The 25,476-nt window shown below is 38.8% G+C and carries 15 protein-coding genes and 1 CRISPR repeat array; of the genes, 10 read left to right on the top strand and 5 right to left on the bottom strand.

Translation table 11 applies throughout. The features are described from left to right. The first annotated feature begins 111 nt into the window (after positions 1 to 111). Positions 112 to 624, top strand: coding sequence for a lipocalin family protein (locus Q1K78_RS06690; RefSeq protein WP_300175841.1), 513 nt, complete (start codon positions 112 to 114; stop codon positions 622 to 624). A 47-nt stretch (positions 625 to 671) separates the two neighbouring features. Here the strand turns inward: Q1K78_RS06690 and Q1K78_RS06685 are convergent, their stop codons facing one another. Further along, positions 672 to 1,931, bottom strand: a complete 1,260-nt coding sequence (locus tag Q1K78_RS06685) for a hydroxymethylglutaryl-CoA reductase (RefSeq protein WP_300175741.1) — start codon at positions 1,929 to 1,931, stop codon at positions 672 to 674. 325 nt (positions 1,932 to 2,256) lie between these two features. On the opposite strand from Q1K78_RS06685, the gene speA reads away from it, so the two are divergent. Then, a complete protein-coding gene (gene speA, locus Q1K78_RS06680; RefSeq protein ID WP_300175738.1) occupies positions 2,257 to 4,167 on the top strand; it encodes a biosynthetic arginine decarboxylase in 1,911 nt (636 codons plus the stop codon). Then, positions 4,167 to 5,099, top strand: coding sequence for an agmatinase (speB, locus tag Q1K78_RS06675; RefSeq protein ID WP_300175735.1), 933 nt, complete (start codon positions 4,167 to 4,169; stop codon positions 5,097 to 5,099). Before speA ends, speB begins: the two co-directional genes overlap by 1 nt. A 73-nt stretch (positions 5,100 to 5,172) precedes the next feature. On the opposite strand, the gene Q1K78_RS06670 is transcribed toward speB, so the two are convergent. Both Q1K78_RS06670 and Q1K78_RS06665 read right to left on the bottom strand, forming a co-directional pair. Next, the gene (locus Q1K78_RS06670; RefSeq protein ID WP_300175733.1) at positions 5,173 to 7,143 is read right to left on the bottom strand and encodes a GGDEF domain-containing protein; all 1,971 of its coding nucleotides are present in this window, start codon (positions 7,141 to 7,143) and stop codon (positions 5,173 to 5,175) included. A gap of 80 nt (positions 7,144 to 7,223) precedes the next feature. Next, a complete protein-coding gene (locus tag Q1K78_RS06665; RefSeq protein ID WP_300175730.1) occupies positions 7,224 to 8,126 on the bottom strand; it encodes a M15 family metallopeptidase in 903 nt (300 codons plus the stop codon). A gap of 372 nt (positions 8,127 to 8,498) precedes the next feature. On the opposite strand from Q1K78_RS06665, the gene Q1K78_RS06660 reads away from it, so the two are divergent. Beyond that, on the top strand, positions 8,499 to 11,558 hold the full coding sequence (locus Q1K78_RS06660; protein ID WP_300175727.1) for a DUF748 domain-containing protein: 3,060 nt from the start codon (positions 8,499 to 8,501) through the stop codon (positions 11,556 to 11,558). 82 nt (positions 11,559 to 11,640) lie between these two features. Here the strand turns inward: Q1K78_RS06660 and Q1K78_RS06655 are convergent, their stop codons facing one another. Continuing rightward, positions 11,641 to 12,693, bottom strand: a complete 1,053-nt coding sequence (locus Q1K78_RS06655; protein ID WP_300175724.1) for an aldo/keto reductase — start codon at positions 12,691 to 12,693, stop codon at positions 11,641 to 11,643. A gap of 168 nt (positions 12,694 to 12,861) precedes the next feature. After that, positions 12,862 to 14,709 (bottom strand): SUMF1/EgtB/PvdO family nonheme iron enzyme, encoded by a 1,848-nt coding sequence (locus Q1K78_RS06650; protein ID WP_300175720.1) that lies wholly within the window; start codon positions 14,707 to 14,709, stop codon positions 12,862 to 12,864. Positions 14,710 to 15,212: 503 nt separating this feature from the next. On the opposite strand from Q1K78_RS06650, the gene Q1K78_RS06645 reads away from it, so the two are divergent. The 6 genes from Q1K78_RS06645 (at position 15,213) to Q1K78_RS06620 (ending at position 25,467) form a co-directional block, all read left to right on the top strand. Beyond that, complete coding sequence (locus Q1K78_RS06645) at positions 15,213 to 15,992, top strand: AraC family transcriptional regulator (RefSeq protein WP_300175717.1); 780 nt, start codon at positions 15,213 to 15,215, stop codon at positions 15,990 to 15,992. Positions 15,993 to 16,177: 185 nt separating this feature from the next. Next, complete coding sequence (putA, locus tag Q1K78_RS06640; RefSeq protein ID WP_300175714.1) at positions 16,178 to 19,336, top strand: bifunctional proline dehydrogenase/L-glutamate gamma-semialdehyde dehydrogenase PutA; 3,159 nt, start codon at positions 16,178 to 16,180, stop codon at positions 19,334 to 19,336. A gap of 14 nt (positions 19,337 to 19,350) precedes the next feature. After that, positions 19,351 to 20,058: an aldehyde dehydrogenase family protein gene (locus Q1K78_RS06635; RefSeq protein ID WP_300175711.1), complete on the top strand. Its 708-nt coding sequence runs from the start codon at positions 19,351 to 19,353 to the stop codon at positions 20,056 to 20,058. 115 nt (positions 20,059 to 20,173) lie between these two features. Continuing rightward, positions 20,174 to 21,670: a sodium/proline symporter PutP gene (putP, locus tag Q1K78_RS06630; protein ID WP_300175709.1), complete on the top strand. Its 1,497-nt coding sequence runs from the start codon at positions 20,174 to 20,176 to the stop codon at positions 21,668 to 21,670. Between the two features lie 157 nt (positions 21,671 to 21,827). Then, entirely contained in the window at positions 21,828 to 22,187 is a 360-nt protein-coding gene (locus Q1K78_RS06625) for a glutaredoxin (RefSeq protein WP_300175707.1), read from the top strand. 793 nt (positions 22,188 to 22,980) lie between these two features. Next, positions 22,981 to 24,330: a CRISPR direct-repeat array (repeat unit 28 nt; unit sequence GTTCACTGCCGCACAGGCAGCTTAGAAA). Between the two features lie 144 nt (positions 24,331 to 24,474). Continuing rightward, positions 24,475 to 25,467, top strand: a complete 993-nt coding sequence (locus tag Q1K78_RS06620) for a WYL domain-containing protein (RefSeq protein ID WP_300175705.1) — start codon at positions 24,475 to 24,477, stop codon at positions 25,465 to 25,467. Positions 25,468 to 25,476 lie beyond the last annotated feature (9 nt).

Below are 25,476 nucleotides of genomic sequence, written 5' to 3'. Positions count from 1 at the left end.
ATTGAATAGGTGTGATAAAAAGAATAATAACGACAAGTGATCTTTTTCATCACAGTAGCTGTATATAGTCTACATACTAAGTTAAGGGAGTTAACGATGATTAAAAATACGATGAGAACACTACTTGCAGGGATAAGTTTGTTAGCACTTAGTGGTTGTTTAGGTATGCCAAAAGGTGTTGAGCCTGTTTCAGGCTTTGAGTTAAATCGTTATTTAGGTAAATGGTACGAAGTGGCACGGTTAAATCATTCTTTTGAAGAAGGGTTGAGTAAAGTCAGCGCCGAGTACAGCATTAATGAAGATGGAAGCGTTAAGGTCATTAACCGAGGCTATTCAAAAAAAGATCAAGAATGGAATGAGGCAGAAGGGAAAGCTAAGTTTATTGATGCAGAAGATCAAGGCTATCTTAAAGTCTCGTTCTTTGGGCCTTTCTACGGGTCATACGTGGTGTTTGAGCTAGATAAAGAAAACTACCAATATGCGTTTGTATCAGGCCCTGATCTTGATTACTTGTGGTTGTTATCTCGAACTAAAGACGTTGACCAAGAAGTGATTGAGCGTTTTGTATCAACAGCTCAATCTCTAGGTTTTAAAACAAATGAACTTATTTTTGTTGAGCAATAATTGATTGTCGCGTTAGTTAATGGGGTTTGGGAAATCCAACTGATTAACTAGCGCGCTAATTTATGATGCGCTCGTGAAAAATGTCCCGCACAAAATGCACCCACAATAGATAATTCGCCAGCAAGGCATAATGCCGCACACACTTCCGCAAGTGCTTGAGATTTACCTGAACCGTGTAGTCCCATGATTTCCAAACAGGCTTTTTGACTTGGTAATCCGGTACCACCGCCAACCGTTCCTAGCATTAGATTTGGTAGTGTTACACTTGCGTATAATCCACCATCTCTATCCACTTCAATTCGCGTCATACCAACGGCAGATTCAGCAACACACGCCGCATCTTGACCGCACGCAATATATAGCGCAGCCAGTGCATTAGCATAATGAGCATTAATGCCAATCGTGCCACTGAGCGTTGCCCCCACAGTACTCATTTGAGTAAATTGCATCATTTTTTCTGGTGTGGTGTGCAGATATTTCTTAACCAGTTCGGCTGGAATATGCACTTCAGCAGTCACCTTTTTACCGCGAACGCTACGAAGAGACTGGCTACAGGCTTTTTTGTCGCCTGATAAGTTGCCATCTAAATACGCATTTTCAGGCGTGATCGGGGAGTTATCCATGATGAATTCAAAAATAGCGTTAGTCGCAATGGTCACCATGTTTTGACCAGAAGCGTCACCGGTTAAAAATTCAAACACTAAATAAACGTGATTGGCTTCAATACTGATATTAATGTCGCTGAGTTTACCGTGAGAAGTGGTGGCTTCAGCTAATTGTTTGAACGTATCGTATTGAGTGACGGCCCACGCCACAAATTGTCCAGCTTCGGCTAAGTTGTAAAACGCAAATGCAGGAGTGCGAGTTACGCCTTCATTTAATAACATGGCACTTGCACCACCGCAGGCAGTGATCAGCTGTGAACCTCGGCTATAAGAAGCGACTAATGCAGCCTCTGTCGTCGCAAGGGGGACTAGATAATCGCCTTTGGCAAATAAACCATTCACACGTAAGGGACTCGTCAGTCCAACAGGCACTTTGACGGTACCAATAAAGTGCTCGATGTTTTTTTCGTAGGCTTGGCTTTGCGCTTGAGTATGAACATCAAGTAGCTCAGCTTGCAACGCAGGGTTCGCTAATTTGTCCCAACGACGAATAAGATTTTTATCAGTGAGGTATGGGCTTGGAGTTAGTTTGTTGGTTGGTTTTTCAAAATTAGGTTTGAGTGATTGCTTTAAGTTATCTGCTGAGATATCACTCCCTAAGATTGATACGTAGTCACGGCGGTGCAGATTCAATTTTGGCATAAGAAAAATATATAACAGAAAATGTTGATGATGATTTTACTGAGTAATACATTAGAAACAAGAGCTAGATATAAACGGTTACAGTTTGCTTGTCTTTGTGGTGCTTATTAGAGCGAAAATAAGGTGATAAAACTGCACAATAAAGGTAATATTTATCGATAAATGTTTTTGATATTTACGATAAATATTAATTATTGGACTACATTTAAATTATGTTAGTTAATGCCGTCAACACTTCGCTAGATTGCGATGTTTGTTGGGTTATGCCTCGATATTCCAACGAGGTATTTTCTGTTGATGGCCCTATTGTGTGAGGTCTCTAGATTTGGAACATTCGGTTAATTTGGAACGCATTCGTGCGGAGTATAATGTAAAGCATTGGAGCCAAGGTTTTTACGGTATTGATGATAATGGTGAAGTGTATGTATCACCACGTAGCGATTCCGATCATCAGGTCCCACTAAGTCATATTGTAAATCAATTAGAGCAGCGAAATATTGGACTGCCGGCTTTGGTTCGTTTTCCTCAAATAGTACATCAGCGTGTGCATAGTATTTGTAATGCATTTAACCAAGCGATTGAAGAATATCAGTATGAAAACCATTATCTGTTAGTTTACCCAATTAAGGTAAATCAACAAAAAGAAGTGGTTGATGAGATATTGGCAAGCCAAGCGCAATTAGAACAGAAACAGCTTGGCTTAGAAGCAGGCAGTAAACCTGAGTTATTGGCAGTATTAGCCTTGGCTCAAAAAGCGAGTTCAGTGATTGTATGTAACGGCTATAAAGACCGTGAGTATGTACGTCTGGCGCTTATCGGTGAAAAACTGGGTCATAGTGTATTCATCGTATTAGAAAAATTATCAGAATTAGATTTGGTGTTATCCGAAGCAAAAGCATTAGGAGTAACACCAAGATTAGGTTTGCGTATCCGTCTTGCATCGCAAGGTGCGGGTAAATGGCAAGCGAGTGGTGGCGAAAAATCTAAATTTGGCTTATCTGCCTCTCAAGTGCTAACCGTAATTGAGCGTTTAAAAGCAGAAAACCAATTGGATATTCTAGAGCTTGTGCATTTTCATTTAGGCTCACAAATGGCGAATATTCGTGATGTGCGTAATGGCGTAAGTGAAGCTGCACGATTCTATTGTGAATTACGCGATATTGGAGCGAAACTAAAATACCTTGATGTTGGCGGCGGTTTGGCTGTCGATTACGATGGTACTCGTAGTCAATCGTCTAATTCAATGAATTATGGTTTAGCTGAATATGCACGTAATATCGTGATGACTATTGGTGATATTTGTCAGTTATATTCACAACCAATGCCAGTGATTATTTCTGAATCTGGTCGTTCATTGACGGCGCATCATGCGGTATTAATTACCAATGTGATCGGCACAGAAAGCTACACACCAGAAGCGATTGAAGCTCCTCATTGTGATGCACCGTTATTGCTGAACAACATGTGGCGTAACCTAGAGCAGTTAGAAAATGGCAGTGATGATCGCGCATTAATTGAGATCTACAACGACACACAATGTGATGTCTCTGAAGCGCATAATCAATTTGCAACGGGGATGATCAATCTTCAGCACCGTGCATGGGCAGAGCAAGTTTCATTACGTATTAACTACGAGTTAAGCGTAAAAATGAGCACAAAGAACCGCTACCATCGCCCAATTTTAGATGAATTGAGTGAGCGTTTAGCTGATAAGTTCTTTGTTAACTTTTCTCTATTCCAATCGTTACCAGATGCATGGGGTATTGATCAAGTTTTCCCTGTATTGCCATTAAGCGGCCTTGATAATGCGGATGAGCATCGTGCAGTTGTACTCGATATTACCTGTGATTCTGACGGTATTATTGATCAATACGTTGATGGTCAAGGCATTGAAACTACATTGCCTGTACCAGCATGGAACCCAGATGAGCCGTACTTGATGGGCTTCTTCTTAGTGGGCGCATACCAAGAGATCTTGGGTGATATGCATAACCTATTTGGTGATACTCACAGCGTTGTCGTTAATGTCGATGAACATGGCGAAGCCAATATTGATTACATCAATGAAGGTGACACAGTCGAAGACATGATGCGTTATGTACATATCGATGTGGATTTGATCCGTCAAAACTACAAAGACATGGTGACGGCGAAAGTGGCGAAAGAAGAACAGCAAAGCGTGCTTGAAGAGTTAGAGCAAGGCTTGATGGGTTACACCTATTTGGAAGATTTTTAATGAACGATTTATTCACTAAAAAAGATTACTCATTGTACTCAAATGCAATGACATTTATGCGTCGTCCATTGGTACAAAACCCAATTGATAATGATGCAGACATCGTTGTATTAGGTGCGCCATTAGATATGGCAACGTCGGGTCGTCCGGGTGCGCGTTTAGGGCCAGATGCCATTCGTCGTGCTTCAGTCAATCTAGCATGGGAAGGCAAAAAGTTCCCATGGGATTTCAATGTATTTGATCATACTAAAGTGATTGATGCGGGTGATTTAGTATTTGATACCGGTGATGCAGAAGACTTTACTGTGCGCTTAGAAGCAGCCGCAGATGCAATCCTCAATAGTGGTAAAACATTACTAGGTTTAGGGGGCGATCACTTTATTACTCTACCTTTGCTTCGTGCTTACGGTAAGAAATACGGTGAGATGGCATTGATCCATTTTGATGCGCATACTGATACTTACAGTCACGGCAGCCGTTATGATCACGGTACTATGTTTTATCATGCGCCAAATGAAGGGTTAATCTCGCCTGAGCACTCAGTACAAATTGGTATCCGTACTGAGTATAAACAAGAAGGCCACGGCTTTAATGTTATCAACGCAATGCAAGCAAATGACATGAGTGCAGAGGCAATTATCGAACAAGTGAAAGGCATTGTGGGCGATAAGCCAGTCTACCTAACGTTTGATATTGATTGCCTTGATCCTGCGTTTGCACCGGGTACAGGAACTCCTGTGTGTGGTGGTTTGAATTCAGATAAGATCTTAAAAATCATTCGTGGTTTGCAAGGTATCAATATGGTTGGTATGGATGTGGTAGAAGTATCACCAGCTTACGATCAAAGCGATATCACAGCATTAGCCGGTGCGACGATTGCTTTAGAACTACTTTATGTTTGGACGGCAAATCAGATTAATAAAATAAGTTAAACATTAGTATTTATCTTATATAAAACTAAAATGGTCACATTATGTGACCATTTTTTATTTAGTATATTATTTTTTATTTCAACTCTCTTGAGCGATTCGAATACTCTACACTAGGGAAAATCGCTTTATTTTTTCCCGAACGTTTAGCTTCATACAAGTTCTTATCAGCTTTACGGAAATAGTCATCATTACCATCTATCTCACTAGGAAGAGCTGAAAAACTGACACCGATAGAACTCGTGATAGGTAACTCTCCAGCTTTAGTTAAAAATGGCTGTTCACTAATGGTTTTCCTTATCGCTTCAACTCTAGAAATAAGTTGTTCATTATCTTCCAACAATGCTAAGAATTCTTCACCACCCCAACGAGTCAGTAGCTCTTTGTCCAATAGTGATAATGATATACGGTTTGACATTTCAACGAGCACTTCATCACCGATATCATGCCCATATTGGTCATTAACTAATTTAAAGTTATCAATATCGAATAAAATAATGCGATATTTATTTTTAGCATTTATGGCATTGCATTGGGTCAGTTGTTGATAGTAATAACGGCGATTATATAACCCAGTTAATGTGTCTATATATGATAATGTTTCAAGTTCTTTATTTGTTTTTCTTATTTTTACTACTTGGCGTACGACAAGTAGTAATATCATAATAATGATTATTGTACAGACAAAAGCAATGTTTAAATGCAGTTTCTGTTTTGATAGTAAGGCTTCTGCTAGTTTATTTTTAATATCTAATAGATCGCGCTCTTGTGAAATTTTACGAGTGGCAACAGAATGTACTACATCATACATTTCGTTTAAAAATTGTTCTTTATCTCTCTGGTAATGAAGCTTATATGCATATAATGCTTCGCGATCTCTTTTTAATGATATTAGAACATCGCCTTTTTGTAAATAAGCACGCGTGAGTGATCTGTCGTGCTTAATTAAGGAGAATAAATATATACTTTTATTTATATTTACTAAGGCTTCATTATATTCATGTTGTTTTAATAATATTTTTGACTGCAATAAATTGCATTGTCCCTCTTCATGTGGATAACTCTTGATTAAGGGGTAAGATAAACATTGCTCTGCAAGTTTCTTTGCTTCGGCATATTTTCCCAGCAGTAACATGAGAGTGCTATGCCCTTTCCAGTGAAGTATTCTACTGCGAGGAGAGGCTGTTTTTTCATTATAATATAAATCAGCGTCATCAATCGCTCGCTTTGATTCTTCTTTATTATTTAGATGGCCATATATTCGTGCTTTGTTTGAGTAAAAAATATGCATTATCGATTTGTTTTCAATCGGACTTTCTTTATATAACTTATTTGCTATTATTATGGTTTCTAATGCTTTGTTCCAGTCTTTAATAACCATATATACAACAGCAAGATTGTTATGCAATTTCGCATTTTCTTCAATCATTGATAGTTGATTGGCAATATCTATTCCCTGCATAAAATAATCTTGAGCATGTATTAATTTATTTGAGGTGTTACTTACAAATCCTGCGGTATTGTAGGCTCTTGGTAAAAGATAAAGAGCATTACTCTTTTTTGCGAGTTCAATACCTTTAATTATTAGTTCTTTTCCTTGTTCGGTTTTATTATGGCGAGCATAAATTCCAGCTTGATCGATATATACAGTGGCTTTTAACCAATCATATTGCTCTTTATCAGCGATGAGATGTAACTCTTTAATATATTTATCAATAGTTTCTTGGTTTTTGTTAGGCCACTCTATCGACAATAGGATCAACAATCGATATGCATTCTCAATTGGTGTTAAGTCTTCTGAATGTGCTATATCAAATTGATGGATTGCATCACGTGCCTTTTGAGGATCGACAGATGAGAGCTCTCTTATCTTGATAAGCTGCTTTCCATTTGAAGTCGATGAGACGATATTATCTGGGTGAAATTGAGTCGGTGTTGTTGCATTATATTTGTTATAATCAGCTTGAATCCATAGTTCATTGATTATTATGGCAACAAACACGCTAATACCTAGGATAACAATGAGCAGTAATCTGTTGTTTTTCATGCTGATATTCGTTTTTTAATGAAACAATAAAAGCGCGATAATACTATGGATTCATGCTTGTGACAATGATGAATTGATCATTAAAAACAAGATGATGACGACACTTTTGCCTTCTTGTTTATCACGTGTATTATTTTTTTAGGATCGACTTTATATAGGCGGTTCAAAGACGTTGTTGTATTTAATTCTGCTTGTAAATATGAGCTGTAATCTTTGAATTTATTCATGTTTTCATAGCCGTAATTTTGCTGACAGGATTGAACCCAACTAACGTAGTTTTTAAAGAATATTGAGGCATCTTTGGTTGGCATAGCCGTCATCAAATACGCCATATCTCGACTAGTTTGAAAGTGCTGAAAATCAATCGGCGTATCCCAGTAACCACCCCAATAAATGAATCCATTTTTAGTAAAGATATTTATTACTTCCTCTGCAAATCCCTTTCTATTTTCTTTACCTAAGCGCTGGATCATTCGGTTTGAATATTCATGGCCTTTAAGTGGCTTGAATGTGGCGGTACCCCAAGAGGTAAATTCAACAAATGGGTTTTGCAATGGATTGATATCTATCGCTACACCATAAGCGTGTAATGAAAGAGAAGATTTTCCGGCAATGGGGCGATAGTTGAATGCAGACGTGTTATTGGCATCCATTGATTTACTATCGTCACCAGCATAGTTTTCGATTGGTTTTGCTTGAGCGATAGGAAAGCCTTGTTGATATAATTCAGTAAAAATACGATCAACATATGGGGCTACAGCATCTAAAACAACGATATGACCTGTTACCGTTTTACCCTTAAAGTCATAATGCGTAAACGTGATATTCTTTAATCGTTCACATTGCACAGGTGCGTTTGGTGACATGACATTTTTATTTTTCATGGCTTGGCACTGTGATGGGGTAACGTTTGAAACACTTGCCATAACAGAGGCAGAGGAAAGCCCTAATATTAATGTACCAATAAAGTGAGTTTTATTCATAAATAGTCCTAGTTGACTTTGTGTTTTTGATTATGAAAAGATAATGCCATGATTTATGAATTGTTCCTAGCAACAAGAATACGAGCATTGCTCACCTATGATTTATAGCGATCTTTATTCCAAAGTAAATATCTTTGGATTTTGTGAACAGATGAGGTGAGAGTGGTAGACATACCAATGCGGGAGGGATAATATTTTGCATGTTACTTAATGTCGATAGCAGAAAGTAACCATTTATTGTAGTTATGCCATTGATGGCCATTATTTAGAATAATCAGGGATAAATACCCATTTGAATAAGTTCCTTAAATGAGAATTATCCAGGTGAGTATCAGATTATTGTCGATATAGACGTAGGAGTAGAGAGTCATAATGTCGAACAAATTTAAAGCAGCAGTTGTAACGTTTCGTGCTTTTCCTAGATACATTCGTTGGAGTGCGTATACATTAAGCGCATACCTTCTCTATGCTGCTTTACTCGGATTACTTGTTCCTTATATTGCGAAGCAACAAATCCCAGAGCAAGTATCGAAACTGATTGAACGTCCTGTGACATTAACAGATATCACGATTAACCCTTTTACGCTTCAGTTTGATGTCCATCAATTTACTATTTTAGAAGACACTAAGCCTTTCGTTCAATTTGAACATGCCAGTGTTCAGGTTAATTTCTGGCAATCCATTTTAAATGCCGCTGTTTCAGTCGAATATATTTCGCTTGATAAGCCCTACATTAATCTTGAACGCGTAAATAATACGGATGAATTGCGGTTTAATTTTAGTGATATTATCGATGCCGTTGCGCGTAATACGACGGCGACAGAAAATCCAGAGCCAGAACCAAAGACAGATGAAGTCATTGATAGAAAAGCACCGTTATTCCCTGTATTGATTAAACACACCGCATTAATTCAGGGCAGTGTCCGTTTGTTGGATGGAGTAACAGGAACTCAGCTTGCTTACCCAAATATTACTATCACGCTTGGTGAGTTTTCGACCCAAAGCTTGCTGACGGATATAGAGAAAAAGAACGACTACCGCTTACATATTACTGATGTGGATTCAGGTACGGTTGAGTTGATTGGTCAAGTTCAATTAAAACCACTAGAAGTCGTAGGTGATATTGATGTTCAGCATATTCAATTACCACGTTTATGGGGATTTATTGAAAAAAACATCATCGCAAAATTAACATCGGGTGAAGTGAACTTCTCATCAAATTATCATCTTGCACAAACGATGGGTGACACTGAAGCGGATGATGCCATGAGTCTTTCAACCACGAAAGGGATGTTCTCTCTTAATGATGTGAATTTTAATGCAGACGATAAATCTATCGTTTCTCTGCCTAATTTATCAGTGAATAATATTGCGGCTAATGTTGAAAATCAAACCGTCAATATTACTTCTATTACCTCCCAAGGGCTGAATGTATCAGCAAAAGTAGACGATAAAGGCGCTGATTTAGTGACCTTATTTACGCCTAAATTTCTTTCTCAAGAATCGGTGACCTCAAAAAAGGTGAAAGAAGAGGTATCAGAACCTAAGAACGACTCTCCTGCGTGGTTAGTCACTCTCGATGGTATTGAAATAAAAGATTACCAATTAAACGTTGAAGAAAAAGTCGTTACTAAAAAAGCCAACCAATGGGTGATGTCGCCAATTAATCTAACCACAAGTCAGATTGTAAGTGATTTATCTAAGCCGATTGATTTTGATTTCTTTACTTCTGTCAATGGCAAAGGTGATATCAGCGTTAAAGGTCAAGCGGATGCCAAGCGACAATCAGTACTGGCGGATATAGATGTGAAATCATTGAAGTTAGCTCAGTTTCAACCTTATTTAGCCACAGTAGTAAATGCGACGTTAACTAAAGGAGAAGTTAGTACGCAAGCTAAGCTAGACGCAAATGCTGAAGGTAACGTTGAGGTTAGTGGCGGGGTTCAAGTTAACTATCTTTCAATTCGTGATAATAAACTAAGAAAACCGTTTGTAAAATGGCGTTCACTGGCTGTTAATAAATTTGATTTTGATTTACAAAAAAACACACTGGCAGTAGATACGTTGAGTTTAAGTCAACCTTACGCACGAGTCGTGATTAATGAAGATCGAAGCACTAATATTGGTGATTTGATTGTTGCTCAACCAAAAGCTAAAAAGAAGAAGTCAGCACCCGCAGCGCCAAAGGGTAAGAAAGAAAAGCCATTTGCATTAAGCATGCGAAAAATAGCGTTTAATAACGGGTCAGCGTTCTTTGCTGATAACTCGTTAACGCCTAATTTCTCATCGGGTATTGAACAACTAAAAGGCAATATTGGTCATGTGTCCAGTATTCCGGGAACAAAAGCAACGGTTGATATCAGCGGTAATATTGAAAAATATGCACCAATGAAAGTAAAAGGAGAGATCAACCCACTACTTGAGCAGCCTTATTTGGATTTGGATGTTATTTTCGAAAGTGTTGAATTAACAACGGTAAATCCTTATTCAGGCACTTACGCAGGGCATTATATTGATAAAGGGCAATTAACGTTAGCGCTTAATTATCAATTAGAAAATAACCAATTAAAGGGATCGAACCACGTAATTATCGACCAGTTACAATTAGGTAAAGCCAGTGATAGTGACCTTGCAACCTCACTGCCATTAGAGTTAGCTATCGCCTTATTGCAAGATAATAATGGGGTGATTGACTTAGGGGTTGAAGTGTCTGGTGATGTGAATGACCCTGAATTCAGCCTTGGTGCGGTTATTTGGAGTACGATTTCTAATATCATAACTAAAGCCGTAACTGCGCCATTCTCTTTCATTGCTGGCCTTGCGGGCTCAGATGAAGAGTTGAATATAATCGTTTTTGATTTTGGTGCGAATACATTAACGGCTGAAGAGCAAGAAAAGTTACAAACACTTGGTACCGCATTAGAAACTCGTCCTAAATTAAAGTTAACAGTCGATGGTGCGGTGAATGCTCCAGAAGACAGTAAAGCATTAGCACTTGTCCAATTTAATGAGAAATTAGCAGAGACAGCGCAAATGACAGTCGCTGAATTACCAGAGAATTTAAGTGCGAGTACTATGCCAACTTCTGGAAAATTATCTGGTGCCTTACAAGAACTTTATAAAGCCGAATTTGGTGAAAAAGCAAGTAAAGTAGAAGATAAAATCGAAGATGAGCAAGATGAAAAGGGCATTGAACTAACCGATGAAGAGTTAGATCAGCGCTGGCATATAGCACTTTATAATCTGGTGCTTAATAAGCAAGAAGTAGCGAAAGGCGAATTAGGTAAACTGGCTCAACAACGCGCACAAGCAGTGAAAGCATATTTGGTTGATGTTGTTAAAATTGATGCATCACGCGTGTTTTTATTGGATAGCAGATTTGATATCGAGCAAGACACAAGCAGTGTATTATTATCGTTAGAGGCTAAATAATAGCCGATTAGATAGCTGTGAAAATGACGGAAAAATAGCGCGCCATGAAGGGATGCGCTATTTTTTTATCTAGTGTTTATCATTAAAATGGCATTGGATATTTTCTAAAGACCGTATTGATATCTGCTAAAGCTTCTTCACTTAATGGTTTAGAAAACGCGTCAATATTTTCTTTTAGCTGCTCTAGAGAAGTAGCACCAATAATGGTTGATGTCACGCCATCCACTTGATTACACCAAGCTAATGCAAGCTGACAAGGCGTATAACCGTGTTTGTCTGCAACATCCATATAAGCTTTGACCGCTTCGTTTGCTGCGGGTGTGTCACGAAATATGCCGTTACGTTGTGAATAGGTCCAACGGCTTCCTTCAGGCATTTTACCATCCAGATATTTACCACTTAACATCCCACCCGCTAGTGGTGACCATGGTAAATAGGCTACGTCTTCGTGAAGACAATGTTCAATTAAATACGGCCAATCTTTTGCGTGTAATAAACTGAACTCATTTTGAATGGAAACCATGCGTGGTAAATCGTATTTAGCGCTCAGTTTAAGGTAAGTATTAATTCCCCATGGTGTGTCATCAGACAATCCAATATGACGAATTTTCCCTGCCTTAATGCATTCATTTAGTGCTTGTAAGATCTCAAGCATATCCGCTTCTTCTTTCTTCGCATCAAAATCACTGAACTTGAATTGATTAGGAAAGTGCTTACCAAAATGTGGCGATGTACGATTAGGCCAATGCAGTTGATACAGGTCGATATAATCGGTTTGCAGACGCGCAAGTGATGCATCTACCGCGGCAATAACGGCTTCACCTGTGATTGGTCCTGCATTACGAACCCAAGGTAAACCGGGACCTGCAATTTTTGAAGCAAGAATAATCTCTGTACGGCGATCAGGATTTTCGGCCAGCCAGTTACCAATGATAGTTTCTGTTTTCCCATACGTATCAGGGGAAGGCGGAACCGCATACATCTCAGCGGTATCGATGAAGTTTATTCCTTGGCTAAGCGCGTAGTCAATTTGTTGATTGGCATCTTCTTGAGAATTTTGTTGTCCCCAAGTCATGCTACCAAGGCAGATGCGAGAAACAGACACATTGCTGCTACCGAGTGTTGTATATTCCATTTAAGAAGGCTCCTTTATTTGATTTTTATTAGATTATTGATTATCGCAATAATAGAGAGGATTCTAAATAAAATAATTAGATTTGTTGTGTGTAATGATGCTTCAGAACTAAAAAAAGCCGTAAACTTCATCAGTTTACGGCTTTAGATTCTGTTATTTTTGTGTCAATTACAAAGAGCGAACCACGCGGAAACCAGTGTAGTTAGCGCTTGTTGATGGCGATAATTCTAGAGACTCATACGCTTTTGCTTTTGTTGGTGCAAAGCTCCATGCGCCGCCACGAACAACACCTGATTTAGTATTTGTCCATTCCCATACGTTACCTGCTGTATCATAGATGCCGTAAGGGTTTGCGCCAAAACTACCAACAGGAGAGGTTGATTTGTTTGCCCAAGATGAACCGCCCCAGCCAGTGTTCGCATTACCTGAACCAATGTCAGAGCCCCACCAGTAAGCTTCTTTACTGCCAGCTCGTGCTGCTACTTCCCATTGTGCTTCAGAAGGAAGAGCGTAAGTAAAGCCTGTTTGTGCAGTTAACCATTGTGCATAAGTTTCAGCATCTTTTTTTGTAATACATACAGCGGGTGCATTTTTTGATTGCTCAAACCCTGGTTTACGCCAGTTTTGGTTTTGGTGACGTTTTGTTTCTCCGCCATTAATCGCGTTACAACCAGCACCTTTTTCTGACTCTGTAATATAGCCAGAATTTGCAACAAATGTTTCAAACTGAGTTACCGTTATAGGTGTTGCTGCAATAGAATACGCTTTTGGAATGCTGATGTTTTGTTCTGCATTTTTACCGATTTGGTAATCACCTGAACCAATTACAACCATTTGAGGCGCTTCTTGATTGTTACTTAAGCTATCAGCAAATTTCTTACCTGGCTTTGGGCGGTTTTCTTGTGTTTTAAGCTCTGCCCAAATGGACATATCTTTAGCTAATGACATTTGGCGGCTGTATGGTTCAAAGCCTGATTTCTCAACCGTGATCTGGTGCTGACCCGCAGGTAGCATTACATCAACAGGTGTACTGCCGTAGTTAACACCGTTAACGGTTACGTTATCTTCGTGACGGTTTGAACGGATAGTAATACCAACCCATTTTTTTTCTTTTTTAATCTTATCGTTAGAGGATTGAGCGGTGCCTTGTTCAATACAATAACGATTTTCTAAACCAAGTAGTTGACATGCTGCTACTGTATTTGGGCGAGCTAGTAATGATGCTTGCAACTTAGTTGTGTAGCGATTGCTGCCATTAAAACCACTATCGATAATCGCGCTGTCTAATACGTGAATATTTAACGATACATTTTCAATGTGCTGTTTTACTGTATCCATTTCAGTAAAGCCATTGATAAGTTGCTGTTGAAAATTGTTTACGGCTTTCTGCATGCTCAGGGTTTTACCTTGGCTTGCACACGCACTCAATGTCATTGACATCTTACAAGTAATCGTATGAACAACATCTAGAGTATCTTGAGCCGCTAATTCATCTTGTAGGCGAATAACTCGGGCTTCTTGACGAGATTCCCCAAGGATTTCTAATTCATCTAAAGATCGTTGTTTTTTAGTACTACTTGCTTTTAATACGCGAGTTTGTTCTTGAATATCTTGTTGAATTGCCAGTTTAGCGATTTGATTTTCTTTTACTTCTTTCCAAGAATCTTGATATTGTTTTTGGAAAGGAGTGATATCTAATTCAGGATCATCAATCATTTGGTTGTATTGCTCGTCTAAATTTCGTTGAGCAAGTTTACGTTTTGCATCCAATTGATCTGCTTTTTTATCTAAAGCGTTACTTTGATTGCGTAAATCACGAAGTTGATTTTGATTGCTAATTACAGTGCTTTCTAATTGCTTCACTTCACTGCGCTTATTGATTAGCTTAGCATCAATTGAAGCAACAGAATCAACCGCAGGGGCAGTAGATTGAGTGTCAGTATTAGCAAACGCAACAGAGGTAAAAAGTGCCGGCGATAACAATAGTGCTAGAGCGGGTAATCCTTTACGGTTCATAAATTTTCTGCTTTTAATATTAGACATAAGATAATTTTTTCATTTGAAATTGATTTGAATTAACTCATTTATTATAAGGTTAATCGTATGTTGATACTGATCTGCATAGCTCATTTATAATAAATAACCTAGGCAGATGAGTATCTATTATTCATAGTTTTGACACTTGTAATTTAATGCAATATCTATACCACATGAAGGCATATTAATCAGGTGTGTGATGTGTTGATTTACTTGATCATTGTTTCTATTAATTATGAAACATGATCAAGGTTAATAATGTGCTATGGCTTTATTGAATGTTTTGGTTTGCATAACTTATTGTAAATAAAATGATTTTAATCATAAGTCATTCACTAAGCTATCTATTTATAATTGAAATCACATTGACTGTATTATATTGGGGCATGATCATGCTTTCGTGAATCCATACGGATGGACTGTTTTAATTATCTTGGTTACACTCTCTATTTCTAGCGCTATGGTTTATTAATGGATTTATCATGCAAATGAATTGGATTTTACCGACACAAATCATCATGCTACCTGAAGAAAAAGATCTGCATTCTCATCAATATCATCAGTTAGTGATTGGCTTAAAAGGGCAGGCGGAGTTTGAAATTAATGATAAAAGTAGCATTATTTATGCGGGGAAGGTGGGCGTTATACCTGCAAACTATCAGCATGCTTTTTCAAGTTTATTTCAAGCGGAAGTCTTAGTTCTTAATTTTCCTCAATTTTTTGGTAGTAATGAGCTAGCCAACAGAGTGAATGATTTATTTGTAGATTCTGGTTACTACCAACTCGATGCACAAATTCAGAATTTAATTCAGTTGCTAGTGTGTGAAATCCAAGCAAGTCGTGATGATTCTCTTTTAAACAAGGCGTGCAGTGATACGATTATTTCATTGTTACACCGTCATTTAATTGATGAAAATACCGATAAAATAATAAAACGACTCAATGTAGAAGTGATCGACAATTTTATAGCGCAGAATATTGGAAGAAAGATCACAATAGCTCAACTATCAAGTACTGTTTTTCTTGGAGAGAGTCAATTTTATGCCATTTTTAAGCAAGAGCTTGGTATTACTCCTCATAAATATATTGTTGAAAAACGTCTTAAATTTGCGAAGACATTATTAGAAACAGGTCAATTCACGGTGGGTGAGATAGCCCAGCAAACCGGTTTTGCTAATCAAAGCGCTTTTAGTCATGCGTTCATGAAGCATATCGGCCATTCACCAAGTAAACATCGTCAAATTCACTTTATTCGTAACTGAAAATTACTGCTTTTGTTCTCATTTTGTAACTGCATGGATGATTAAGCAATTAAATCGGAGTTTTTGACAAGTATTACCTCTGAATAGGAAATAGAATCTTTCGCAACTTGCTCTAATAATAAAAAGATAGCTTAAAGAATTGGGTTCTTTTAGTTAATCCTGTCAGTAATTAAGAGGAAACAGGTATGTTTCAAGCGAAAGATGTATTGTTGTCGTCCATTGTTGATCAATCATTAACTGCGTTGTGGTCAACCATTTCTCCTCTTTATATGGTAGATGAAGCCAAATGGTTAAAAGAGCTGATCCCATTAGCTCAACCTAGTGAGTATGAAGCTAAGGTGATGCGAGAACAAGCCGCTGAACTTATTCAAAGAGTGCGTAACGATAAACAAGCAGTACAGATGATAGATGCTCTATTATTGGAATATAGCTTAGATACTAAAGAAGGTATCTTATTAATGTGCCTTGCTGAGGCGTTGATGAGGATCCCAGATGCCACAACCGCTGATGCACTTATTCGTGACAAGTTGAGCGTTGCTGATTGGAAATCACACCTTAAAAACTCCGATTCTACGTTTGTAAATGCGTCAACGTGGGGGTTATTACTGACTGGTAAAGTAGTGAGTATGGATGTTAAGTCTGATGGTTCGCCTTCTAATGCAATTATTCGTTTAGTTAACAAGTTTTCAGAACCCGTGATCCGTCAAGCGATGAATCAAGCAATGAAAATAATGGGGCACCAGTTTGTATTAGGCAGAACCATTGAAGAAGCGCAAAAGAAAGGTAAACCTATGCGCGATAAGGGTTATACCTATTCGTTCGATATGTTAGGTGAAGCGGCATTAACTCAATCCGATGCACATAAATATTTCAAAGATTACATTGTGGCAATTGAGAGCGTGGGCCGTACTGCTAATATAACAGGCTCCCCTGATCCGACCGTATCGATTAAATTATCGGCATTACATCCTCGTTATGAAACGGCGAATAAAGCCCGTGTAATGGGAGAAATGCGTGATTCAATCTTACAGCTTCTTGAACGTGCTCGTGAATTAGATGTAGGTATCACGATTGATGCAGAAGAAGCCGATCGTTTAGAATTGTCACTGGAATTATTTGAGAAGCTATATCACAGCGATATTGTTAAAGGCTGGGGTAAGTTTGGTATCGTGGTACAAGCATATTCAAAACGTGCGCTACCAGTCCTCGTTTGGTTAACTGCTTTAGCAAAAGAGCAAGGTGATACGATTCCTCTTCGCTTGGTAAAAGGTGCTTACTGGGATACAGAGTTGAAAATATCACAGCAATTTGGCTTTGCTCGTTACCCAGTATTTACCAGAAAAGAAGCAACAGATGTGTCTTACCTTGCTTGTGCTCGTTACCTATTAAGTGATCACGTTAAAGGCAATATTTTTCCTCAGTTTGCTACCCATAACGCCCATACAGTGGCAGCTATTGCTTCTATGGCAACGCATGATGAGTTTGAGTTCCAGCGTTTACATGGGATGGGGGATGCGTTATACGATCATGCGTTGGACATGTTCAATCGCAGTGTTCGAATTTATGCACCAGTCGGAAGCCATAAAGACTTGTTGCCGTATTTAGTTCGTCGATTACTTGAAAATGGAGCAAATAGTTCGTTTGTTCATCGTTTGGTTGATGCAAATTGCCCCATTGAAAGTTTGACTGAACATCCAGTAGATACACTATTGTCTTGCCCATCGTTCGAGAATCAATTAATCCCATTACCGCCACATATTTTCTCTGATCGTAAAAACTCATACAGCATTAATTTTGATGTAGAGAGTGAAGCGCACCCATTTGAAGCGGCAATAAAAGCAAAAATGGATACTTATTGGCAAGGGGGCCCTATTGTTAATAATACGCGTAATTATGAAAGCATGATCAAGGATGGAGACTCTCGACTCCATGTAATTACGTCTCCGTATGATCGCAGTAATAATGCCGGTTCATTAGTATGGAGCTCCCAAGATCAGGTATCTACAGCATTAACGGTAGCGGATGATTATTTCCCTATATGGCAGAAAACCCCAGTAACAGATCGTGCTGATTATTTGAATGCATTGGCTGATAAACTTGAAGGAAATATGCCAGAACTTGTGGCGTTATGCCATAAAGAGGCAGGAAAAACCATTCATGACAGTATTGACGAAGTACGTGAAGCAGTGGATTTTTGTCGCTATTACGCGGTTCAAGCAAAACTGAATTTTACTACAGCAGAAACTATTGTTGGTTTTGACGACATTTCACATCAAATTGCACGTCAAGGCCGTGGTGTGTTCGTTTGTATTAGTCCGTGGAATTTCCCATTAGCAATCTTCTTAGGCCAAGTCACTGCCGCACTAGTAGCCGGGAATACCGTGGTTGCAAAACCAGCTGAACAAACGTCACTTATTGCCGTTCGAGCGATTGAATTATTGTTAGAGACGGGCATTGCACCACAGGCGGTTCACTTATTACCAGGTGATGGTAAAACGGTGGGAGCGCCATTAACATCAGATCACCGAGTGGCTGGCGTTGCGTTTACGGGCTCAACCGAAACGGCTCAGCTAATTAATCGAACACTAGCCAATCGAACGTTTGAAAATCAAGGAATATCGCCAGTCCCATTTATTGCAGAGACAGGTGGTCAAAATGCCATGATAGTTGACAGTACAGCACTGCCAGAACAAGTGGTGCGTGATGTTATGCGCTCTGCGTTTGCGTCTGCTGGTCAACGTTGTTCTGCTTTAAGGGTTTTGTTTATTCAGCAAGACATTGCAGACAGAATTATTAATCTAATTAAAGGTGCGATGGCTGAATTAAGTGTGGGCCTACCTGAGCTACATAGTACCGATGTTGGGCCTGTAATAGATACAAAAGCAAAAGAAAAGCTCTTAGCGCACATTGAGCGAATGACAAAAGAAGGCAAACTTATCGCTCAAGCGACATTGCCTGATTGGTCTGAAAAAGGGGACTTTGTACCACCGAGTGCGTTTGAGATTGACTCAATTACCCAATTAGAAAATGAACAGTTTGGTCCCATTCTTCATATTGTGCGTTTTAAAGCGAGTGAATTAGACCAAATGGTTGCAGATATTAATGCAACAGGATTTGGCTTAACAATGGGGATTCATAGTCGTAATGAAGTGACTTATAGCCGTATTGAGAAAAATAGTAAGGTAGGAAACTGTTACATCAATCGTGATCAAGTTGGAGCGGTTGTTGGAGTGCAACCATTTGGCGGGCAAGGGTTATCAGGGACAGGACCAAAAGCGGGTGGGCCGCGTTATTTATTCCGCTACACCCAAGCAGTTGCATCTAATTTTGTATCGAATAAATGAGAAAGGAGAACCTCATGACAACTATTACTCAGATTATTGATTCAGCTCTTTCTCAAGGCCATGCCGAGTGGGCTGAGCATTCATTTTCTCAGCGTATAGAAAAGCTACTTCAATGGTCTAATTATTTAGCTGAACATCCTGATTTTGGTGTGCTTGCTGCAAAAATGGTGCGCTTTCAATGTCAAAGAGCGTTGAGTTTGATAGCAGAAACAGAGTTGATGCCGGGGCCAACAGGTGAAAGTAACGAACTCTATACGGCGTCAAGAGGTTTTTTTTATATCACATCGGATAATAAAGCATCAGTTGTTGCCATCGTTGGGCAAATAACTGCGGCATTAGCAGCTGGAAACGCTATTATTGTTGGCCTTAAAAATGAGGAGGTAATGATTGCCTCTGTTATTGTTAAAGGTTTGCATCAAGCAAAGGTACCAAAATTTACGGTTCAACAGGTAAATACAACAGAAACAGATGTCGATGATGTTCGATTAGCTGGAGTTTGCTTTGTAGGAAGTAAACAAAAAGAAATACAGCTTAATCAACAATTAGCAAAACGAGATGGATTATTAGCGCAATTGATCGCAGAAACAGACCAAGAGCGTTTAGCAAATATTACTGATCCTCATTTTGTTCTACGCTTTATCACAGAGCGTACTCGAACAATCAATGTGACAGCAGTTGGTGGCAATGCAACGCTGCTAGAACTTGGAGGCGGTAACCACTAACAAGTTAATAATTACATGTCCCATCGTCGTTATTGCACCATAACAATAGGGCCTTGATGCTCATACATAGTAGTAACGACGTTAAATTTACTGCCAATTAAATAAAGGAAATAAAATGATAGAAAATAATTTTGCCATTACAGGTACGTTTATCGCCTACCTGATAGTGATGCTTGCGATTGGTGTATACGCATATAAGCAAACAAGCAGTTCATCGGATTACTTTTTAGGTGGTCGTACATTAGGTCCTTGGCCTGCGGCATTATCTGCTGGAGCTTCTGACATGAGTGGCTGGTTACTGCTTGGTTTACCTGGATACGCTTATGCGGCAGGACTTGAGTCACTATGGCTTGCTGGTGGTCTATTACTAGGAACTTGGTTGAATTGGCTGATTTGTGCTAAACGTTTAAGAACGTACAGTATAACAACAGATGATGCGCTTACTTTACCTGAGTTCTTATCTCGTCGTTTTAACGATAATTCAAAACTTATCCAGACAATTTCTGCATTGTTTATTCTTCTTTTTTTCCTTTTCTATACCAGTTCAGGTTTAGTTGCTGGCGGCAAGTTATTTGAAACTGTATTCGGTCTTGATTACAAAGTTGCGGTCGTGATCGGAACGCTTTGTGTTGTATCGTATACTTTATTTGGTGGATTCTTAGCAGTAGCTTGGACGGATTTAGTTCAAGGGTTATTAATGTCTGCTGCACTAATGATTGTTCCAATCGCAGCAATGCAAGGAGGCCTTGGCCAATTAAGTGCGGATTTAACAGCCATTAATCCAGAGTTGATGACATTATGGACCGGTATGGATGGTAAGCCATTAAGTGCGATTGCGATTATTTCGTTAGCGGCTTGGGGGCTAGGTTATTTTGGACAGCCACACATTTTGGCACGTTTCCTTGCATCTCGTTCAAATAAAGATCTAACAGCTGCTCGTCGTATTGCAGTAGTTTGGACTGCGCTTTCAATGGCAGGTGCGGTATTAGTTGGCTTGGTTGGTTTACTTTACGTTAATGGGTCAATGGCTGGTGAAGTGATCGATGGTGAGAAAGTCTTCATGTTATTAGTTAACGCGATTTTTCATCCAGCAATTGCAGGTGTTTTGTTAGCGGCGATTTTAGCGGCAATCATGAGTACAGCGGATTCACAATTATTAGTTTCATCTTCTGCATTGTCTGAAGATTTATACAAACAATTAGTTAAGAAAGATGCAACGAGTAAAGAAATCGTTAACGTAGGTCGCTTTGCTGTTATTGGTTTATCACTGGTTGCACTTGCATTAGCGATGAACCCTGATAGCTCTGTACTTGGTCTTGTATCTTATGCGTGGGCTGGTTTTGGTGCTGCATTTGGTCCTGCAATCATTCTAAGTTTGTACTGGAAAGGAATGAACCGTAATGGTGCACTTGCTGGTATTGTTGTTGGTGGCTTTACTATTGTTATTTGGAAGCAGTTAACTGGCGGCATGTTTGATGTATATGAAATTGTTCCAGGGATCATCTTTGCAACTGTGGCTATTATTGCAGTAAGTAAATTAACAGGTGAGCCAGAAGAAAAAGTGCGTAAACAGCATGAACAATTTGAGCGTAACTTAACTGAATTTGAATAAATCAATGTAATCACAGTTTAAATTGAAAGCCCCATTTAGAGTCTTATCTATTTGGGGCTTTTTTGTATGTTCAATGAAATGAAACTGTTACAATCCGAACACTTCAAAAAGAAATAACAATTATAATCAATTAGATTGCATTACTAGGAGAGTAAACATGAAATTAATTCGTTTCGTGCTTGGGAAAGTCATTTTAGGCTTGGATTGTGTATTTTCACCATCGGGTGTAAAACGAGCATCAGAGAAGCAAGCAGAAATAGATGTAGAAACGGCTAACTATTCATTATACCAATTTGAAGCATGCCCATTTTGTGTGAAGGTTCGCCGAACAATTAAACGTCAATCATTAAAGATCGAGCTGCGTGATGCAAAAAATAATGAACAGCATAGATCTGAATTATTAGCCGGTGGAGGGCGTGTAAAAGTACCGTGTTTACGTATTGATAAAGAAGGTGAAACAACATGGATGTATGAGTCATCAGATATCATGACTTTTTTAGAACAAAAATACCCTTAAAACTCATAGGGTTAGCATACCACTAAAGTGGTATTAAAAGGCGAGTATACTTTTACTCGCTTTTTTTATGTTTTTTTTATGTGAAAAACTAAGTGTGTTGTTTGTGAGAATTGATTGTTAATAGTTCTATTATTAATCGTTTTTATTACTTTATGAGACTTAAGTCACAAAAAGCTTGGTTTTAGGTTACGGTTCAGTTAAACTGCTTCCCGTGAATTGATTCACAATAAAATAAAAACACATTAGGCTAGTGATTATGGAAAAAATGAGTATGACTCATAAATGGTCAATTAAAAATTGTCCCAAGGATATAGAGAGCCAAGTTTTATCTGTTATTGGATTAATTGATAAGAAAGGTTCAGCATCAGACATGGATCTCTGCAAGATCTTTGGTGAAGTTCTCTGGAGTGATGGGAAATATTTTAATTCTCATGCATTTCGCTTCTTATTTGATCATGAGACTCTTTCATGTGAAATAACGAAGAGACACTTACACTAAAGTAAACCAGCTATGTATTTTTAAGGCCGTTATTGTTCCCCCAATAATGGCCTTTTTTAATGTATATACCAATTCAAGTAATTATCTGCACATTATTCTCTTTTATATTGATTCATTTAAGTTCTACTTGTGATTTAAAACTCTCTATTGTTTATATGCTTAAATAACCTAAAAAATCCGTTTAAAAAATTAAACCATAAAATCAGTAGGTTATGAGAGCTAGAAAAATTAGGTGAAAACGTGTATTTTTATGTATCTACTTGTTGTAACTTATTTTTGTGCTGATATTCTATAGTTCACTGCCGCACAGGCAGCTTAGAAATAGTGTCCGGCAGTTCCCCTGTGGGAAATAATGTTCACTGCCGCACAGGCAGCTTAGAAAACTGGACGGCGACAATTAGAGTTAGTGAGCAAGTTCACTGCCGCACAGGCAGCTTAGAAATGTTAAGTCAGGGTGAAGAGTCTTTACGTAAAGTTCACTGCCGCACAGGCAGCTTAGAAATCAACACCGTGTCGTGTCAAGGTACTTAAGGTGTTCACTGCCGCACAGGCAGCTTAGAAATGTGGTTAGAGTTAGGGCTGACGTAGCTCAACGTTCACTGCCGCACAGGCAGCTTAGAAACAGTCCAACGATTACGAACGTAACGTAATGCAGTTCACTGCCGCACAGGCAGCTTAGAAAATTCCGAGTTGCCTTACCTGTTAAATAATGCTGTTCACTGCCGCACAGGCAGCTTAGAAAATATAGAAATTTAACAGTTGTTTTTGCTTTGCTGTTCACTGCCGCACAGGCAGCTTAGAAAACCCGTATCGGCAATAAACAGGTGTTTATCACGTTCACTGCCGCACAGGCAGCTTAGAAAAAAAGACGGTTGATGAAGATGAGCAAGAAGTTGTTCACTGCCGCACAGGCAGCTTAGAAATTAATTGTTGTGATTGATTTAGATGGATAAATGTTCACTGCCGCACAGGCAGCTTAGAAAATCTGTTATTATGCTTTGATGAGTAGCAAATAGTTCACTGCCGCACAGGCAGCTTAGAAATGTGCAAGCGAAACAACACGCAGTCGGTCAATGTTCACTGCCGCACAGGCAGCTTAGAAAAATTCGAACCAATGAGCGTAAACAGCGATAAAGTTCACTGCCGCACAGGCAGCTTAGAAAATTTAATGATAATGACGTTGTTTTGTAAAAACGTTCACTGCCGCACAGGCAGCTTAGAAATCAACAATAATCACCTGTCCGAAAGGTTTTAATGTTCACTGCCGCACAGGCAGCTTAGAAAACGACCATAACCGACCGTAATAGCGACTCATGGTTCACTGCCGCACAGGCAGCTTAGAAAGTAATTATGGCGGCTCGTCAAATCTGCGAGCAGTTCACTGCCGCACAGGCAGCTTAGAAAGCTAGCGACGAAGCTGTTAATGCTCGCGTATCGTTCACTGCCGCACAGGCAGCTTAGAAAATCGATACTTACACTGACGATCACGAAAGTACGTTCACTGCCGCACAGGCAGCTTAGAAAGTTTCAGAGCTTTATGAAATGGTTATTGAATCGTTCACTGCCGCACAGGCAGCTTAGAAAAAAGAGGCACAAAAGCGTGGGTTGCTCTTTATGTTCACTGCCGCACAGGCAGCTTAGAAATTAATCAGTTGTTGCATATCAAATGAATCATCGTCCACTGCCGACAGAAAGATCAATCCTGAACCACAATTAGAATGTCATTTTATTTAGACGGTGCTATCATAAGCTATTGTTTTGTATAGATTATTGATAAGAGTATTAATAATGGAACAGCTATCTCGTTTATCCGTCATTCATCGATTACTAAGTCACTCAAGATACCCGGTATCGAAGAGTCAATTATTAGAAGCGCTAGAGTGCTCAGAATCGACACTTAAGCGCTTACTTCGAAAAATCAACGATGAATTTGATACCTCAATTATCTATAATAGAGAGCTAAAAGGGTACGCTTACGATCCTGATAGCCCTCAACTTGCATTGCCATATCTGAACTTTACTGATAAAGAATGGTTTGCGTTATTAACCGCAGAAAAGCTATTTACTGATTTACATACCGGTTCATTAAGTAAAGAACTAGAAGGGATCAAACACGTTCTACAAAAGACAAAAAATCGAGCAACAGATTTAGGCATCGCTAATAAAATAGAAATCCTCAGTGCCATAAAAACCATTAATCATGCAGATGTATTTAATCAAATAACCACCGCACTATGGTCTGAAGTAAGTATTAATGTAGAATATCAAGACAGCCAGCAAAACATTACTCAACGAACACTCTCACCTCAAAAAGTCTTCTTATATAAAGATGCATGGTACCTCTTAGCTTGGTGCCACTTGCGAAATCAAATTCGTATATTTTCATTAAATCGATTGATGTCGGCACAAGATAGTGATGTTGTATTTCATCCACTACCTGAAGACAGTATTCAGGCTTATCTAAAAAATAGCTATGGCGTTATGGTTGGTTGCTCTCAGCACCAAGCAATTCTTTGTTTTGATAAATCAGTAGCACCTTGGGTTTTAGATCATACATGGCATGGTGATCAGCAGATCGAAACTAAAGATAATGGAGATTTAATTTTAAGTTTTTCTTTTAGTGATCATCGTGAATTAGTACGTGAAATTATGCGCTTTCAACCTAATGTAACTGTGGTGTCACCTGATTTTTTGAAAGACTCGGTAGAACAATGTTTATTTCAAGCAGTAGAAAAAATACAAAAAGAGCGATCAGGGTCAGTATGTGGCCTTGTTGTTTAGTAAAATGAA

This window comes from uncultured Aliivibrio sp. (genome assembly GCF_946479765.1).
Taxonomy (GTDB): Bacteria; Pseudomonadota; Gammaproteobacteria; order Enterobacterales; family Vibrionaceae; genus Aliivibrio.
The sequence above is the reverse complement of the archived record's forward strand: the minus strand, read 5'-3'. Positions and strand labels throughout refer to the sequence as shown.